The following is a 16,399-nucleotide window of genomic DNA, read 5'->3' on the forward strand; positions in this document are numbered from 1 at the left end:
GCGAAGGCGTCGACTCAAGGGCAGCAAATGCAGGCCTTCTTCTGTGCGTTCTCGTAAGGGGTACCGCCAAAGAGTCTCACCGCCCAGTGATACTCGGGGGCAATTCTCAGGCAGCGGGTCATATCAGTGGCGGTGGCGGGGGTGTTGAACGCGCTCCGACACGCCGCCTCGACGCCACTTCTCAGGTTGGTGTCGCAGGTGGCCTTGTCGCTGTTGCAGGTGCCGTAGCAGGAGTCATGCACGTTGCAGGACGGCAAGAAGTTCGCGGTGCCGGCGGGGGTGGAAAAGGAGTCGGGAACGTCGAAGGCCGAGTCCTCGGTGCCACAGGCGTTCTGGTTCGTGCCGGCGTTCGGGTCCCAGCCGGGCCGCGGCGAGCGGCCGGGGCAGTCATCCAGGTCCTCGATGACGAACTTCGAGCGGATGTCCTCATTGTCCACACAGCACTGATTGGCGGGGTTGTAGGGCGAGCCGTCACAGAGCGGGAGGCACGCGTTGTTGACGCACGCCTCATTCGCCGCGCAGCACCTGTCGCCGCAGGTTGGAGCGGAGGGGCCGGCGACACACGCGGTGGGCGTCCCGCTGCTCCCCGAGGAGGGCGGGGTATAGACGCAGCTTCCCCCACAGCCATTGGTCGCCGTGCAGCTCTGGCCCGGGGTGCAGGCCCACTGGTAACAGCTGTTGGTCGAGTGGGGGTAGGTCTCCCACGACGCGCAGTGGTTGCCAATGTTGTAGCAGGCCGCCCCCATGTTCGAGCCGTACTGGGGCGGGGGGGCCTGGGGCGAACCGTCACACGTGCACATGTGGATGGCCCCGTTCGGGTAGCCGAGGTCACCCGGTCCACAGTCGAAGTAACAGCCGGGGGTCCCCGGCTGGGAGAAGCAGGTGTACTGCGCCATCGCCGGGAGGGGGAGGGTCGTCAGCAGGGTCGCGAGGAGGACGGCGGGTCGCCATCCTCCGGGATGAGGTCTCTGGGGGTTGGGTCGGGTCATGGTGAGCCCTTGGGGGGCTCACGGATACTAGGCGGGAACCCAAAGGCTGGTCATGAATTCCAGTCGTTGTGTCTGCCTTTTGGCTGCATGGTAGAACTACGTTGGCGTTGTGGCTTGCAAGGCCAGGATGCCTAGAGCCTGCACAGCGTTCCGGCCGTCGTGTTGCCGTTGCAGCCGCCGAAGTAATGGTCGGGGGTGTTGGTCTGGTAGCCGCAGTGTGTCCAGTTGCACTGGTTGCCCAGGGCATCTGTCCCAGCCGGCGTGCACAAGCGCATGGGCTGGTTCGCGTTGCAGGCCGTGCCGGACGTGGTCGACACCGCGCAGGCGGAGGTGCCCGTGCCCAGATACCGCAGGTTGTCGCTGGTCCAGTAGTTGTACCGAGGGGCCGCGAGGCCATGCTGACTGGTCCAGGTGCTCGCGGTGCTCGCCGTCCAGCCCGGGGCGCACAGTTGATTGCGGTTGGGCCACGTCACCACGCCCGAGCAGCCCACGAGGTTGCTCGTGAAGACCTGCTCGACGGAGCCATCGGCGCAGCCCCGCGTCGGCACGCAGAGCGCGCCCGCCGTGGGGTTGCCCGCGCACCCGCCAAAGTATTGGTTGGGCGGAGGGAGCGCGCCGTACCCGCAGTTGACCCAGTTGCACGTGTTGCCTTCGGCGTCGGTGCCCGTGGACCGGCACACGCGCATCGGCTGGCCCGCGGGGCACGCGCTCCCCACCGTCGTGCTCACGTAGCACGCCGCCGCCGAGCCGCTGTACTTGAGGTCGTCGTTGGTCCAGTAGTGGTGCGTGGGCACGCTCGTGCCATGGAGGCCGACCCACTCGGCGGCGGTGGCCACCCGGTAGCCGGGGGCGCACAGCGCGGCGCGATTCGCCCAGTTCATGCTTCCGGCACACCCCACCATGCCGTTGGCGAACGTCTGCTCGACGGTGCCATCCGCGCATCCCCGAGGAACGCAGAGCGTGCCCGCGGTGGTGTTGCCCGCGCAGCCTCCGAAGAACCTGTTGGGGGTGTTCGCCAGCAAGCCGCACCCGGTCCAATTGCAGGCGTTGCCTTCCGCGTCGGTGCCGGCGGCCGTACACACGCGCATGGGCTGACCGGCGGGACAGGCGGTGCCCGTCACGTACGAGACGCTGCAGGCCCCCGACACGCCGCTGTAGCGCAGGTCATCGTTGGTCCAGTAGTTGTGCGCGGGCGAGAGTCCATTGAACAGCGTGTCCCATTCACGCGCGCTCGCGGGGCGGAAGCCTGGCGCGCAGAGCGAGGCGCGGCTGCCCCAGGTGACCTTGCCCGCGCACCCCGCCATGCCTCCCGAGAAAATCTGCTCCATGGTTCCGTCGGCGCACGGAACGCCGGGAACCAGCGGTGACTCCAGGGATGACTCCTCTTGCGACACGAGCTCCCCTGTCTCTTCTTCCGCTTCGATGGGCACGTTGCATGCCGTCATCCACAGCAGAGACCCCAGGGCCAGCCCCTTCACGAACACGCTGAATCCGACGCACTTCATGGACAGCCACTCCGATGCGACAAACCCGCTCCATGCGGCGCCGGCAGCCTCGCCGCCCCTGCTGCTGTATCACCAGCCCCCCGAACGAAGGTTGTCCGGGGGGCGACGGCGCGCACGGCCTGTGTTTCATTATGGGCGGGCCGTTGGCTCGGGGGTCGAGCCGCGAGCCCTCGCCGTGCGGGGTGGATTGAAACCTCGGGCTCCTGCGTGCTCGAGGTCGTCCATTCCCCTTGCTACAGCTTGCTCGGGTCGTCGACGCGGTAGTGAGACAGCCAGTAGTCGTCGGCGAAGCCCGGCAGGTCGATGTTGATCTTCTGCATGTGGATTTGTCCCCGAGCACCCAGGCGCTGGTCCGCGTCCAAGTCCCACAGGTCCAGGCCCTCGAACTCGTCCGAGGAGCCGTAGGGCACGTAGTAATACGTCTGCACGAAGCCGTTCACCACGTCGACCATGTAGATGCCGGACGTCTGTCCGCCGCCGCCCACGCTGATGTACAGGTTGCCTCGCGCGGAAATCTTGCCGCCCTGAATCCAGGCGCCCACGGGGATGCTGCTCGACAGCGTCAGCGTGCGCTTGTGGGTGACGGTGACGGTGGTCCCAGACAGGCCAATGGAATACCCGCGCAGCGAGGTCGCCCCGAAGGCGTTCGTCGCCGCGTAGAACAGCCCGTCACGCGGGTTGTACGCGAGGAACGCCACGCCACCAGACCAGTTCGGCAGCGACGCGTAGCCGATGTACTGCATGCTCGTGTTGAAGACGCCCACGGCGCCGCCCTGGCTCGGTCCATCCATGGCGATGTAGAGGTAGCCATTGACGTGCACCAGGTCGCCGTAGTGCCGGAAGCCCGCGTTGTACCAGGGCGTCGGCATGTGGAAGCGCTCCGGCGGGTCGTCGTTGATGGCCGTCATCGCCTGCTTCGCGATGATTCCGTTCGTGGCCTCGTCCTTCCAGAAGTTGGTGGTGTTTCGCGTCAGGAACCAGTGCGTGGAGTTGTGGGTGATGCCCTGGATGTTGTCGGCGAAGTTCGGGTAGCTGCGGTCGGCCGGGAGGTCCCCTGCGCTGCCGATGATGTTGGGGATGGCGTAGCGGTAGCGCGCCACGAAGAGCGCGTTGGCCGTCGCGTCCAGGCCGGAGCGGTACTGCGCCGCGCCCACGCCCCACACGCACGTCCACCACCACTTGGGCAGCGTGGCGGTCTGCAGGCGCTGCCACGCGCCGCTCGCCCACTTGTCCATCCACAGCGAGCCCGTGGCCTCACCCGTCGTGGCGCAGGCCTGGTAGTACTTCTGCACGGGCCCCCAACCGGTGTGCGCCCAGCTGTAGACACCCAGCGGGCACCAGAGTTCGTCGTACTCGGTGTTGAGGCCCTGGCAGAAGTTGGCGGACCACCAGGCGGTGTCCGGCACGGCCAGCTGACTCACGCCGTCTCCTGAAGGCCCCAGGGAGGTCTGCGCCTTGCCCTCGGGCGCCATCGCCTCGCGCACGGGCGTCTGCGCCAGGGCGGACGGCACGCGGCGGGCGGCCTCCACCAGCGCGGCGGGCGGCTCCTGGCCCCCCGACAACTTGCGGTAGATGTCCGGGATGGGCATGCCGTCGAAGGCCGCCGCGTCCGGCATCGGCGTGCCTCGCGGGCCCTTCACCACCGTGACGATGCCGTAGTCGGGCACCTCGTAGAACGTCACCGCCTGGCCGTCCGCCAGCTTCACGCTCGCCAGCCGCGTGCCCGGGTCGCTCTCCTGCTCGAAGTCCTCGTCCGTCTCCGAGCCACCACACGCCGCCAGCACGCCCACACAGCACAGCAGCCTGAACATCCGTCGCACGGTTGCAGCCTCCTGATGATTTTCCAGGAGAACGCCCCTCGTGGGTTTGCTTCGGTGCCCTTCGCTCGGGGACTTCCGCGCGAGCCCACCCGGGATGGTGCTTCACGCCTCCCAGGCGCCACACCCGCCGCGTCCTTCCTAAGTCAGACGCAAAGCGTCAATAGTAGCAAATCGAGCTAATCGTGAAAGTCACGATTGTGAAAATTCTTCGTCACGGAGGGCGCGTGACGGTGTGACAGGACATGGGGAGAGCTACGTGATGCGAAACATCCGTCGGTATGACGTGGTGCTGGTGGGCGGAGGCGTGACGGGGCTGATGGCGAGCCACAAGCTGGCGCGGCTCGGACTGCGGTTGTTGTTATTGGAGAAGCAACCGACGCTGGCCAGTGGGCCGTCCACCCGGAACGAGGGCTGGTTGCACCGGGGCAGCTATCACGCCGGCTCGGTGAAGGACCGGCAGGCGGCCATCCAGGTGGCGCGGCGGTGCATCTACGGGCACGAGCAGATTCGAGCCTTCGCGCCGGAGGCCGTGGAGGATGCGGACCGGCCGCCGCTCGTGCTGGTGCGGGACGCGGACCGGCTCCAGGAGCTCGTCTCGCGCTGGGAGGAGGCGGGCGTCAGCCATCGTCCGCTGACGCACGCGCAGGCCCAGGCGCGCTTCTCGTCGGCGGACCTGTCTCGCGCGTCCGCGGTGTTCGAAGTCGCCGACGTCAGCATCAACACGCGGATGCTGTATCGCAAGCTGTACACGTCCGCGCAGCAGGGCGGCGCGGAGGTCCTCACCGGCTCGCGGCTGGAGCGCGTGAGCGGCTCGGAGGCCACCGTCATCACCGCCGAGGGGGAGACGCTGCACATCGAGTCGCGGCTGTTCGTCTACTCGACGGGCTTCGGGGCGCGAGATTTGTTCCGCCAGTTCTTCGGGCTGGAGCTGCCCATTCGCTACTGGAAGAGCCACCTGGTGGTGGTGCCGCGTCTGGGCGGGCACGGGCTGTTCTACGTGGACCCGCACGAGGCGGCGATGATGCACCACGGTGACTACAGCGTCGTGGGACTCAACGAAGACGCGCTCCTGTGCGCCAATCCCGACTACCACGTGGTGCCCGAGCGGGCGGACAACCTCCACCGCGCGCTGGAGCGGCTGGTGCCGGGCTGGCGCAACGCGGGGCCGCACAGCGACGTGGCCTGCACCAAGGTGGACTTCGCGCCCGATGCGGGCTCCGCGCGCTCGCTCAACATCGCCATCCACGAGCCGGTGCCCGGCCACATCTGCATCCTGCCGGGGAAGATGACGGAGGCGCCGTTCCTCACGGACGTGCTGACGGCGCGGCTCTACGAGCGACTGGAGGATGGGCTCATCGCGAAGCGCCCGTGTGACGTGCTGCACGCGAGCCTCTCGTCCGTCGTGCGGGAGGCCACCCATGCGGCTTGACCTGCTCGCGGCCCTGGATGCGCCCCGGCGCTCGGCGGGCCTGCTCACCGTGGAGGAGGTCCTCGCGCTCGCGGACACGGGGAACGTCATCTATGACCCGTTCTCCGTGCTCATCTCGCGGCACCTGCGCATCGGCGAGGGCAATGTCATCCATCCGTGTGTCACGCTGACCTGCGCGGCCTCGGCGGAGTTCCAGTTGGGCAGCCGGAACATCCTCCACACGGGCACGCTGCTGGCCGCCGAGACGGGCAGCATCCTCGTCGGTGACGGCAACCAGTTTGGCGAGGGCGGCTTCACCGCGAAGGCCAATCGCGCTGGCGCCCGTATCACCGTGGGCGACGGGGGACGGTATCTGGGTGGCGTGTCCGTGTTCGGAGAGAGCGTGCTTGGCTCCGGGACGCAGGTGCTCGGGGCCATCACCGTGGACGGTTGTCAGCTCGCGGCGGGCGCGGCCTTCAGCGACCCGGACCCGGACGTGCGCGCGGCCGTGTTGAAGGGCTCGGGCACGGCGCGGGGCCTGGTGCTGGGCGTGGGACAGGTCATCCTGGGCAACGGTGGCTTCCGCGCCGAGGACGTGAAGCCGCAGGCGTTCTATCACCCGAAGGTGAAGTCATGAGTGGGACGAGGCCCGTGGAGCTGGGGCTCGGACTGCTCTCGCTCGGGCGCAGGTGGGGCTACCGCGCCGAGCCGCCTCCGTCGGAGGCCGACGGCAGACGGCTGCTCGACACCGCCCTCGAACTGGGGGTCCGCTGCTTCGACACCGCTCCCGCGTATGGCTCGAGCGAGAAGCGCTTCGGTGCGTTCCTGTCAGGGCTCGGCTCCGCGCGGAGCTCCGTCTTCGTGGCCACCAAGCTGGGTGAGCATTGGGACGCGGTGCGGAACACGTCCTTTACCGACCACTCGCCGGACGCGCTTCGCCGGAGCCTGGACGAGAGCGTGCGGCTGCTCGGGCACATCGACCTGCTCCAGGTCCACAAGGCGACGGCCGCCAACGTGGGCTCGCCCGAGGTGTTGCGCGTGCTCGAGTACGCGGGGACGCTCGGGGTCTCCCGCGTGGGCGCCAGTGTGAGTGATTGCGCCGGCGCCGAGGCCGCCTGTGCCGCGGGCGTCTATTCCTTCCTTCAGTTCCCCTACAATCTGCTCCACCGGACGCTGGAGCCGGCGTTCGAGCTGGCGGCCCGACACGGGCTCCAGGTCCTGGTCAACCGCCCCTTCGCCATGGGCCAGTTGCTCCAGGAGGAGGGAAGGGACGCGCGGCTGTCCATGCGCGAGTCATTGACTCACATCCTCGGGCAGCGCTTCTCCGGCTACGTGCTGACGGGCACGAAGTCTCCGGAGCACCTGCGTCAGACGTTGGACGCCTTCCGCTCGCTCGAAGGCTGACGGGAAGACTTTCTCGCCGGCGGGGCGTGTCGCTCCGCCGTGCTCCCGACTCGGGCCTCGCGAAGCCGTGGGCCCGAGCGGGCACCTCTTTGCCTCGAAGACCCTCAACCATGTGGATTGCGTATGGCCTGGGCGCGGGCGTGATGCTCGGCCTCTATGATGTCTGGACGAAGAAGGCGATGACGGGCAACAGCGTCATCCCCGTCGTCATGTGGTCCTCTCTCTTTGGCGCGCTGTGCTGGGTGCCGGTGTTGATTCCGGGCGCGCTGCCCATCCACGTCGAGCCGTTTGGATTGACATGGCGGGAGCAGGCGTGGCTGTTGCCCAAGGGCGTGGCGATGACGGCGTCGTGGATTCTCGCGTACTACGCGGTCCGCGAGCTGCCCATCTCCATCGCCGGAGCGGTGCGCGCCTCCGGTCCGCTGTGGACGCTGGCGGGCGGCTTCCTGATGTTCCGCGAGCTGCTGACGCCCGTGCAGTTCCTCGGGCTGATGCTCACCGTCTGCTCGTACTACGTGCTCTCCATCGTCGGCCGGAAGGAGGGGCTGGTGCTGGCGAAGAACCGCTCCGTGTGGTGGATGTTGTCCGCCACCGCGCTGTCGGCGGCGACCACCGTGTATGACAAGTTCCTCGTCTCGCGGCTGGGCCTGCCCGTGCTGGAGCTGCAAGCCAGCTCCGCGTTCCAGCGCTGCCTTCTGTCCGCGCTCGTCTTCGTGCCGTACATGCTGCGCAACGGCGGACTGGGCCTGGGCCTCACCTGGAGCTGGGGCATTCCGCTCGTGGGGTGTTCCTGGGTGGCGGCCGAGCTCATCTACTTCGTCGCCATCACCGAGCCGCAGGCGATGGTGACGCACCTGTCCGTGTTGCGCAGGACGAGCCTCATCGTGGGCTTCATCCTGTCTGCCCTCTTCTTCCGCGAGGCCAACGTCCTCTTGAAGTCCGGGATGATTGCCGTGCTCATCCTCGGCATGGCCATCCTCATCCTGGGGGGATAGCGGGTTGCTCCCAGGGGAAGTGCGTGGCACCCAGGGCGGGCTTCAAATCAAACAGCCACGTCGCCTTCTCGTCGTACTTCGCGAAGAAGGGCTTGCCGACCCACTCCGCCTCCCGGGCCTGGATGAAGTGCAGCATGAAGACCTTCTCGCCCCCGATTTCCGTCACGCCATCCACGCACACCTTGCCGGGCGTGGCGGACATCGACGGGCCACGCACCGTGCGCGCAAGGCCGGACACCTGCCGGTAGGCGCTCCGGAAGATGTCGTAGGCGGAGGCGAGCGGGACGGCGAAGTAGTCCTGCGGTCCCGTGTCCCGCTCGATGAACATGTAATACGGCACCATGCCGTGGCGCAGGTGCGTGCGCCACATGCGCTCCCACGTCGCCGCGTCATCGTTGATGGTGCGAATCAGCGGCGCCTGGGTGCGGATGACCGCGCCCGTGGAGCGGATGCGGCGCACGGCCTCCTGCACGATGTCCGGCACCATCTCGTTGGGATGGGAGAAGTGCGCCATGAACGCCAGGCTCTTGCCGGAGGCGACCACCTTCTCGAACAGGCGCAGCGTGTCGTCGGCGTCCGGGTCCGTGACGAAGCGCTGCGGCCAGTACGCCAGCGCCTTGGTGCCGATGCGGATGGCCTCCAGGTGCTCGATGTCCAGCAGCGGCTCGATGTAGCGCGCCAGCACCGCCTCGCTCATCACCATGGGGTCGCCTCCGGTGAACAACACGTTGGTGACCTCCGGGTGCTCGCGCACGTAGTCGACCATGGGGGCGATGTCGCGCGAGGCGAACTTCAAATCCGCGTCCCCCACGAACTGCGCCCAGCGGAAGCAATACGTGCAGTAGGCGTGACACGTCTGTCCCTGCTTCGGGAAGAAGAGCACCGTCTCCTGATACTTGTGCTGGAGCCCCGGCAGCGGCTCCTCGTTGGCGAGCTTGGGCACGTTGAGCTGCATCTGCCCGGCGGGATGCGGATTGAGGCTCGCGCGGATGTCTCGCACCACACCCGCCAGCTCCAGCGCGGGAGCCCCCGAGCGCATCAGGTCGACGATGCGCGAGACGTCGGATGCGGGCAGCATGTCCGCCCGCGGAAACACGAGCCGGTAGATGGGGTCGTCCGGCGCGGCGGACCAGTCGATGAGCTCGTCCACCACGTACGTGTTGACGCGAAAGGGGAGCACCTGGGCCACCGCCTGCACGGCGAGCCGCTCGTCCGACGACAGGCGTGCCCTCGCCGTCAGCTCGTCCAGGTTCCTGTGGGTATAGGCACGGTATCGCTGTCCCAGGGACAGGGGCCGCACCGCGTTGGATGTAGCGCTCACGCGGTTCCTCACTTTTGGGCATGGCAGGATCCTCCGCGATGGCTCCACGGAAACGGCCCTGGATGGGTTGGTGTCAGTAACCAGACGTACTGTTTGAACACCAACGAGGTGGTCTTTCGGGGTAACACACGGCACGTGGACCTGTCACTCCGTCCGAGAGAAGAAACGTCGAATGACGCTGCCGGGTGAGGGGAGACCCTGTCGATGTGTCCGGGTGCCAGTCGCGGGCCCCACGGGGAACTCGCGTCCATGACGTCCTGCGCAATCACGCATCGTCTGTGTTTGTTATTGAGACAATATTCTGGGTTACCCTGGACACCCCCTTTTCCAAGGAGTCGCCCATGAAGTCTCGTCTGTTGGTCGTCGTGGCAAGCCTGACGCTGGGGCTCTTCTCCGCGTGTGGCGAGTCGTCGCCCGACTCCCGCGTGGTGGAGCCGGGACAGGTGGAGGCCGGGCTGGAGCAGTGTCCGTGCGGGGGCAGCTGGCCGTCGTGCGAGGTCTGCGCCTACATCTGTGGCGACCACTTCTGCGACACCGCCAACGGGGAGAGCAGCTCCACGTGTCCCGAGGACTGCGCGACGCTGCCTGCGTGCGGCGACGGCTTCTGCAACAACGGCGAGACGACCTCGTCGTGTCCCGCCGACTGCACCGCGTCACCCTTCTGCGGAGATGGGTCCTGCAACAACGGCGAGACGGTGTGGTCGTGTCCCAGCGACTGCGGCAGTCCCGGGTGTGGGAATGGCATCTGCGGCGTCGGTGAGGATGCGTGGTCCTGCCCCAGCGACTGCCCCAACACGCCTCCCTGCGGTGACTTCATCTGCTCCGCGGGCGAGCCGACGTGGTGCCCCCAGGACTGCCCGCCCATGTGCCCGTCGTGCCCGCAGGAGCCCAAGGGCTGAAGGTTGGCTTTCGCCGAGTGAGAACCTCGCCGTGCCCGGAGTGTGGCCGGGCGCGGCGGGGCGGATTTTCCCGGGACACCGCCGCGGGGGCGGCCTCTAGGATGCGGGGCTCCCGCCCGCAGCCCGTGAGACTCCATGAACACTCCTCGCCGTCACGACTCCCCGCTGACAGCCGTGTCCCCGCCGCCCGCCGCCGTGAGCCCTGGTGCTCCGGGCGTCCTCGACTGGCTCGCGAGGGCCGTGGGCCTGGTGGTCGCGTGGGTGGGGGTCGCTGGCGCGGTGTTCGGGGTGATGGGGCTGGCGGTGGGCGTGGTGGGAATCGTTTCGCCGGATGAAGGGAAGAAAGCCTCGGACGGGTGGTTGGTTCTGGCGCTGGCGGTCGTGTTCGTGGGTGTGGGGGTCTTCCTGTGGAAGAAAGGCATGGCGCCGTCCCGGACGGCTCGGCGCCGGGAGCAACTGCGTGGCTTCATCCGAGCACAAATCCGGCTCCGCGCGAGCGACGCGGCCCTTCACCTCAAGGTGTCCGAGGACGAGGCGGATGCGCTGCTCACCGCGCTCATCGCCCGTCACGAGGTGGACCTCGTCTACCTGGCGGAGTCGCGCGAGTACGTCCACCGGGACGCGCTGGAGCGGGCGCAGAGTGTCGGCAGCAGGTGTCCCTCGTGTGATGCCCCGGTGGGCGCGGACAATGTTCTTCCAGGAGACAAGGTCGTCTGCTCCTACTGCGCGGCCCCCTTCATGGTGGCCTAGAAGTCGCCAGCACGTCCTCGCAATCGATGGTCACAGCTCGCCGTAAGGGTCGGCGTCCTTCGACGCATGGCCAGGTCCCTGGGAGGGGTCGATGAGAAGAGTGTTCGGAGCGGTAACAGCCGCCGCGTTCCTCGGGTGCGCGGCATCACACGAAGCCCAGAAGCCCGAAGCCCCACCTGCGCCCGCCGAGGCTCCCGCGGTGGCGGCCCCGGCCCCGGCTCCCGCCGAGACGCCCAAGCTCCAGGTGCCGGTGGACTACTTCAAGCTCGATAACGGTTTGAAGGTGGTCCTCTCGCGAGACACCACGGCGCCCAAGACGGCGATTGGCGTCTATTACAACATCGGCTTTCGCATCGAGCCGAAGAACCGCACCGGCTTCGCGCACCTGTTCGAGCACATGATGTTCCAGGGCTCGACCAACCTCGGGAAGATGGAGTTCATCCGGCTCATCCAGAAGAACGGCGGGGTGCTCAATGGCTCCACGCGCTTCGACTTCACCAACTACTTCGAGATTGTCCCCTCCAACGCGCTGGAGACGATGCTCTGGGCGGAGGCCGACCGGATGCGCGGCCTGGAGGTGACGCAGGAGAACCTCAAGAACCAGCAGGGCGTGGTGTCGAACGAGGTGAAGGTCAACGTCCTCAACCAGCCCTATGGCGGCTTCCCGTGGCTGGACATGCCGCAGGTGGCGAACACCAACTGGTACAACGCGCACAACTTCTACGGCGACCTGAAGGATTTGGAGGCCGCCACGCTGGACGACGTGAAGTCGTTCTTCAAGACGTACTACGCCCCGAGCAACGCCGTGCTGGTGGTGGTGGGCGACTTCGAGCCGGAGCAGGTGAAGGGCTGGGTGAAGAAGTATTTCGGGCCGCTGCCCACGGTGGCGCAGCCCCAGAAGCCGGACATCTCCGAGCCGCGCCAGGAGAAGGAGAAGCGCCACGACAAGCCGGACAAGCTGGCCGAGCGCCCGGCGCTCGCGGTGGGCTACCACATGCCCGCGGTGGGCACGCCCGAGTACTACGCCATGGCGCTGGTGGACGAGGTGCTCCTGAAGGGCAATGACAGCGCGCTCTACCAGCAGCTCGTGCAGAAGAAGGGCCTGGCGGGTGAGCTGCAGGGTGGGGTGAACGAGCTGGGCAACCAGTGGAACTACAACGGGCCCATGCAGTGGACCGCGTATCTGTTCCACGACGCGAGCACGTCGCCGGAAGCGATTCTGAAGGAGATTGACGGCGTGGTGGCGCAGCTTCAGGAAAAGCCCATCGACGCGGCGACGCTGGCGCGTGCGCGGGTGAAGGCGCGCTCGCGGTTGTACGAGCACGTGGAGTCGTTCCTCGGCTTCGGCCGCGCGGACCTGCTGGCCTCCTTCGCGCTCTTCTTCGACGACCCGGAGCGCATCAACCGGCTGGAGGACGAGCTGATGAAGGTGTCACCGGAGCTCATCCAGAAGACCGCGCGTGAGTACCTGCGCCGTGAGAACCGCACGGTGCTCACGGTGACTCCCGCCCCCACCAAGGCCCAGGCCCGCTGAGGACATGCGACCCATGAACACGCGCTCACTTCGCAGCCGTCTCGTCGCTCCCGCGCTGATGGTGTTCGGGCTTCTGCACGCGCCCGCCATCGTCGCCGCTCCCGCCAAGGAGGCCCCTCCGGCTCCCGCGGCGCCCAAGCCCTTCAAGGTCCCCGTCCGCACCGAGTTCAAGCTCGACAACGGGCTGGAGGTCTCGCTGCTTCCCTATGGCGACATGCCGAAGGTCGCCATCCAGCTCGCCATCGACACCGGCAACATCCACGAGAAGTCCAATGAGGTCTGGCTCGCGGACCTGACGGGCAAGCTGCTGGTGGAGGGCACCACCACCCGCTCCGCCGAGCAGGTGGCGCAGACGGCCGCCGGGCTGGGTGGACAGCTCAACGTCGGCACCACGCCGGACCAGACGTTCGTCGGCATCGAGGTGCTCTCCGAGTCGGCGCCCCAGGCGGTGTCGCTCATCGCGGACGTCATCCAGAACCCGGCCTTCCCTCCGACGGAGGTGGAGCGGGTGAAGGCGAACCTGCTGCGTGACGTGGCCATCTACCGGAGCCAGCCGCAGGTGCTCGCCGACGAGCTGCTGGCGCAGTCCGTCTATGGCGACCATCCCTACGGCCGCCTCTTCCCGACGGAGGCGATGCTGAAGGGCTACACGCGAGAGGGTGTGCGCGCGCACTACGACGCGAACATCGGCGCGGCCCGCTCGCGGCTGTACATCGTCGGCCGGTTCGACGCGGCCTCGGTGGAGAAGGCGGTGCGCGAGGCGTTCACCGGCTGGAAGCCGGGCCCCGCGCGCGTCCAGAACCCGCCGACGCAGCAGGTGGCGAAGTCGGTGCAGTACCTGGACCGGCCCGGCTCGGTGCAGTCCACGGTGCGCGTCGCGGTGAAGGCGCTGCCGCCCGCCAGCCCCGACTACGTCCAGCAGGAGGTGATGAACACGCTGCTCGGTGGCTACTTCAGCTCGCGCATCACCGCGAACATCCGCGAGAAGAAGGGCTATTCGTACTCGCCCTACAGCGAAATCTCCGTGCACGTGGGGGATGCGTCCTGGGTGCAGAACGCGGACGTGACGACGGCCGTCACCGGGGAGTCGCTGAAGGAGGTGCTCAAGGAGGTGGACACGCTGCGCAGGACGCCGCCCTCCGCCGACGAGCTGCGCGAGGTGCAGAACTACCTGGCGGGTGTCTTCCTGCTCCAGAACTCGTCGCGCAACGGCATCATCAACAAGCTGCGCTTCGTGGACCTGCACGGACTGCCGGACTCGTACCTGCGCGACTACGTGCAGACGGTGATGGCCGTCACCCCGGAGCAGGTGAAGCAGATGGCCACGAAGACGCTCACGCGCGAGTCGATGACCATCGTGGTGGTGGGTGACCTGAAGGTCGTGAAGCCGCAGCTCAAGGTGCTTCCGCCGCCGGTGCGCTGACGGTGTTGTTGGGGACGGAGGCCGAGTCCAGGGCCTCCGTCCTGTCCGTCAGAGGTGCTGTTTGAAGTAGCGCATGGTGTGCTCCCACAAGCGCTCCGTCACCTGCGGGTCGGAGTACACCATGTGCGTCATGCCGGAGAGCGGCAGGAACTCGTGGGACTGGCCCGCCCGGAACAACGCGTCCGACAGCTTGAGGGCGTGGAAGAAGAAGACGTTGTCATCCGCGGTGCCGTGAATGACGAGGAGCTTGCCCATGGGCTGGCCCGCCTTCACGTGGGTGAGCAGTGAACTCTGGGCGTAGGCGTCCGGGTGCTCGTCGGGCAGGCCGAGGAAGCGCTCCGTCAGGTGTGTGTCGTAGTCCCGCCAGTCCGTCACCGCCGACACCGCCACCGCGGCCTTGAAGACGTCCGGTCGGGTGAGCACGGCGAGCGCGGACATGTAGCCGCCGTGGCTGCCTCCGGTGATGCCCACGCGGTTCAAGTCCAGCTCGGGGACCTCCGCCGCGAGCGCGCGCAGCGCCGCCACCTGTTCATCCATCAGCACCTTGGGGAAGTCGTACTTCGGCTTGCGCAGCTTCGCGTCGGCCGTCGGCGAGGCGCCGCGTCCGTCGAGCCGCACCACGAGGAATCCCTGGTCCGCCATCCACTGCGCGGTGAGGTGCGACGCCATGCTCTGGCGGACCATGGCGGTGCCGGGGCCCGCGTAGATTTCCACGATGACGGGCAGCTTCACCCCGGGCTTCGCGTCGCGCGGGCGCACCAGGGATGTCTGGAAGCGCTCCTTGCCCACCTGACGCACCTCCAGCCGGGGCTGGAAGGGAGGCTCCTTCGCGATGGAGGGCAGCTCGCCCACGCGCGTGCCGTCCGCCTTGAGGACCACGGTGCTCCGCATGCTCTTGGGGCCCTCAGACGTCACGACGAGCAGCCCTCCCCGGGGGGAGAGGCGGGCCGACTCCAGCGCCGGGCCTCCCGTGGTGACGCGGGTCGGCTTGTCTCCCCTTCGCGCGCGCCACACGTAGCGCTCCGCGGAGTTCGTCCCTCCGACGAAGTAGACGGTCTCCTCCTTCTCCACGTAGCCCACCAGTCCGCCGAAGCCCGCGTCAGGCGGGACGAGCGAGCGCACGAGCTTGCCGGTGGCGTCGCGCAGCTCCAGCTCGGGTGCGCCGTTGCGCTCGGTGCCCCAGAGAAAGCCGCTGCCGTCTTCCAGCCAGTGGGGGAAGGTCTGGTCCAGCTCCAGCCAGGCGTCGTCCTTCTCCACGAGCAGGGGCGTGGTGCGCCCGGTCTTCACGTCCACGGCGAGCAGCACCTCCTCCGTCTGGTGGCGGTTCTGCACCAGCAGGGTCAGCGGGCCCTTCGCGGGCCAGCGCACGGTGGCGAGGTAGGGGTACTTCTCCGCGTCCCAGTTCACCCACGTCGTCTTTCCGCCGGTGACGGGGATGACGCCCAGCCGCACCCTGGCGTTGGCCTTGCCGGCGCGAGGGTAGGAGAGCTGCTGCGCGCCCTGCGCGGGGTTGCCGGTGTCCGAGATGGAGAGCTTCTCCACGCCGCTCGTGTCCGACTCCGTGTAGGCCAGGGCCTTGGCGTCCGGGCTCCACCAGTAGCCAGAGAAGCGATACATCTCCTCCTGGGCGATGAACTCCGCCAGCCCGTGCGTCTTCTCCGCGGTGCCACCCTTGGTGACGCGGCGCTCGGTGTTGGTGGCCAGGTCCAGGCGGTACACGTCGTGCTCGCGGACGTAGGCCACCTGGGTGCCATCCGAGGACAGTCGCGGGTCGATGACGCCCGGTCCCGTCTTGAGCTCGGTCACCTTTCCGGACGCTCGCTCCACGAGGAACAGCTTGCCGGACAGCCCCATGAGGAGCTTCTTGCCGTCATCGGACAGGGTGTAGTTGGAGAACCCGCGCGAGTTCATCCGCATGCGCTCCCGGCGCGCCTTCTCCTCGGGCGTGAGGGTCTCCTCGGCGCCTTGCAGGAGGCTCTCGGGCGTGAGCAGCTCTCGCGACTGGCCGGTGGCCACGTCGAACGCATGGAGGGAGAGCGCGTTGGAGGTGGCGGAGTTGCGCAGGAAGAACAGCGTCTGCTCATCCGGAGTGACAGTGGCGCCCACGGGACGGCCGCTGTTGAAGGAGCGTGTCTCCTGGAGCTGGCGGAAGAAGCTGGTGGGTTTGGGGACGGACTCGGGCTTGGGTGGGGACGGGGGTTGAGCGAGGACGGGTGCGCTCAAGAGGACGAGTGCGGTGAGGAGGATTCGCATGGGGGTGTGGGGAGCCCTCGGCATGACGGCTCTGAGTCCGTGGAAGATGCCATGGCGATGTAAACGGGAGATGAAGCGCTTGTCGCCATGGGGAGGAC

13 protein-coding genes are annotated in these 16,399 nt (G+C 67.7%); 8 read left to right on the forward strand and 5 right to left on the reverse strand.

Annotation, left to right across the window (positions count from 1 at the left end):
- Positions 1 to 14: 14 nt before the first annotated feature.
- The 3 genes from HUA74_RS36155 to HUA74_RS36165 all read right to left on the reverse strand — a co-directional run bounded on the left by HUA74_RS36155 (position 15) and on the right by HUA74_RS36165 (position 4,314).
- Positions 15 to 989, reverse strand: a complete 975-nt coding sequence (locus HUA74_RS36155; RefSeq protein ID WP_174458211.1) for a hypothetical protein — start codon at positions 987 to 989, stop codon at positions 15 to 17.
- Between the two features lie 131 nt (positions 990 to 1,120).
- Entirely contained in the window at positions 1,121 to 2,494 is a 1,374-nt protein-coding gene (locus HUA74_RS36160) for a hypothetical protein (protein ID WP_174458212.1), read from the reverse strand.
- A 233-nt stretch (positions 2,495 to 2,727) separates the two neighbouring features.
- Positions 2,728 to 4,314, reverse strand: a complete 1,587-nt coding sequence (locus HUA74_RS36165; RefSeq protein WP_174458213.1) for a hypothetical protein — start codon at positions 4,312 to 4,314, stop codon at positions 2,728 to 2,730.
- A 259-nt stretch (positions 4,315 to 4,573) separates the two neighbouring features.
- Between HUA74_RS36165 and HUA74_RS36170 the strand changes: the two genes are divergently transcribed.
- From HUA74_RS36170 to HUA74_RS36185, 4 genes are all read left to right on the forward strand, one after another.
- Positions 4,574 to 5,743, forward strand: coding sequence for an FAD-binding oxidoreductase (locus HUA74_RS36170; protein ID WP_174458214.1), 1,170 nt, complete (start codon positions 4,574 to 4,576; stop codon positions 5,741 to 5,743).
- A complete protein-coding gene (locus HUA74_RS36175; protein ID WP_174458215.1) occupies positions 5,733 to 6,359 on the forward strand; it encodes an AraC family transcriptional regulator in 627 nt (208 codons plus the stop codon). The genes HUA74_RS36170 and HUA74_RS36175 overlap by 11 nt, the downstream gene beginning before the upstream one ends.
- Positions 6,356 to 7,126, forward strand: a complete 771-nt coding sequence (locus tag HUA74_RS36180) for an aldo/keto reductase (protein ID WP_174458216.1) — start codon at positions 6,356 to 6,358, stop codon at positions 7,124 to 7,126. The genes HUA74_RS36175 and HUA74_RS36180 overlap by 4 nt, the downstream gene beginning before the upstream one ends.
- A 110-nt stretch (positions 7,127 to 7,236) precedes the next feature.
- A complete protein-coding gene (locus HUA74_RS36185; protein ID WP_141643065.1) occupies positions 7,237 to 8,121 on the forward strand; it encodes a DMT family transporter in 885 nt (294 codons plus the stop codon).
- On the opposite strand, the gene HUA74_RS36190 is transcribed toward HUA74_RS36185, so the two are convergent.
- A complete protein-coding gene (locus HUA74_RS36190; RefSeq protein WP_174458217.1) occupies positions 8,105 to 9,442 on the reverse strand; it encodes a KamA family radical SAM protein in 1,338 nt (445 codons plus the stop codon). The two genes, HUA74_RS36185 and HUA74_RS36190, sit on opposite strands and share 17 nt — an antisense overlap.
- 341 nt (positions 9,443 to 9,783) lie before the next feature.
- Here HUA74_RS36190 and HUA74_RS36195 point away from each other — a divergent pair, with 341 nt between their 5' ends.
- The 4 genes from HUA74_RS36195 (at position 9,784) to HUA74_RS36210 (ending at position 14,048) form a co-directional block, all read left to right on the forward strand.
- Positions 9,784 to 10,341 carry a tenascin-X gene (locus tag HUA74_RS36195; RefSeq protein ID WP_174458218.1) on the forward strand — a complete coding sequence of 186 codons (558 nt, stop codon included), beginning with the start codon at positions 9,784 to 9,786 and terminating at the stop codon, positions 10,339 to 10,341.
- Positions 10,342 to 10,476: 135 nt separating this feature from the next.
- Positions 10,477 to 11,091 (forward strand): hypothetical protein, encoded by a 615-nt coding sequence (locus HUA74_RS36200; RefSeq protein WP_254623847.1) that lies wholly within the window; start codon positions 10,477 to 10,479, stop codon positions 11,089 to 11,091.
- Positions 11,092 to 11,182: 91 nt separating this feature from the next.
- Entirely contained in the window at positions 11,183 to 12,625 is a 1,443-nt protein-coding gene (locus HUA74_RS36205) for a pitrilysin family protein (RefSeq protein ID WP_174458219.1), read from the forward strand.
- A gap of 13 nt (positions 12,626 to 12,638) precedes the next feature.
- Entirely contained in the window at positions 12,639 to 14,048 is a 1,410-nt protein-coding gene (locus HUA74_RS36210; protein ID WP_174458220.1) for a pitrilysin family protein, read from the forward strand.
- Positions 14,049 to 14,096: 48 nt separating this feature from the next.
- Here HUA74_RS36210 and HUA74_RS36215 read toward each other — a convergent pair whose 3' ends face one another.
- A complete protein-coding gene (locus tag HUA74_RS36215; RefSeq protein ID WP_174458221.1) occupies positions 14,097 to 16,301 on the reverse strand; it encodes a DPP IV N-terminal domain-containing protein in 2,205 nt (734 codons plus the stop codon).
- Positions 16,302 to 16,399: the final 98 nt, after the last annotated feature.

The organism is Myxococcus sp. CA051A (assembly GCF_013336705.1).
GTDB lineage: Bacteria > Myxococcota > Myxococcia > Myxococcales > Myxococcaceae > Myxococcus > Myxococcus llanfairpwllgwyngyllgogerychwyrndrobwllllantysiliogogogochensis.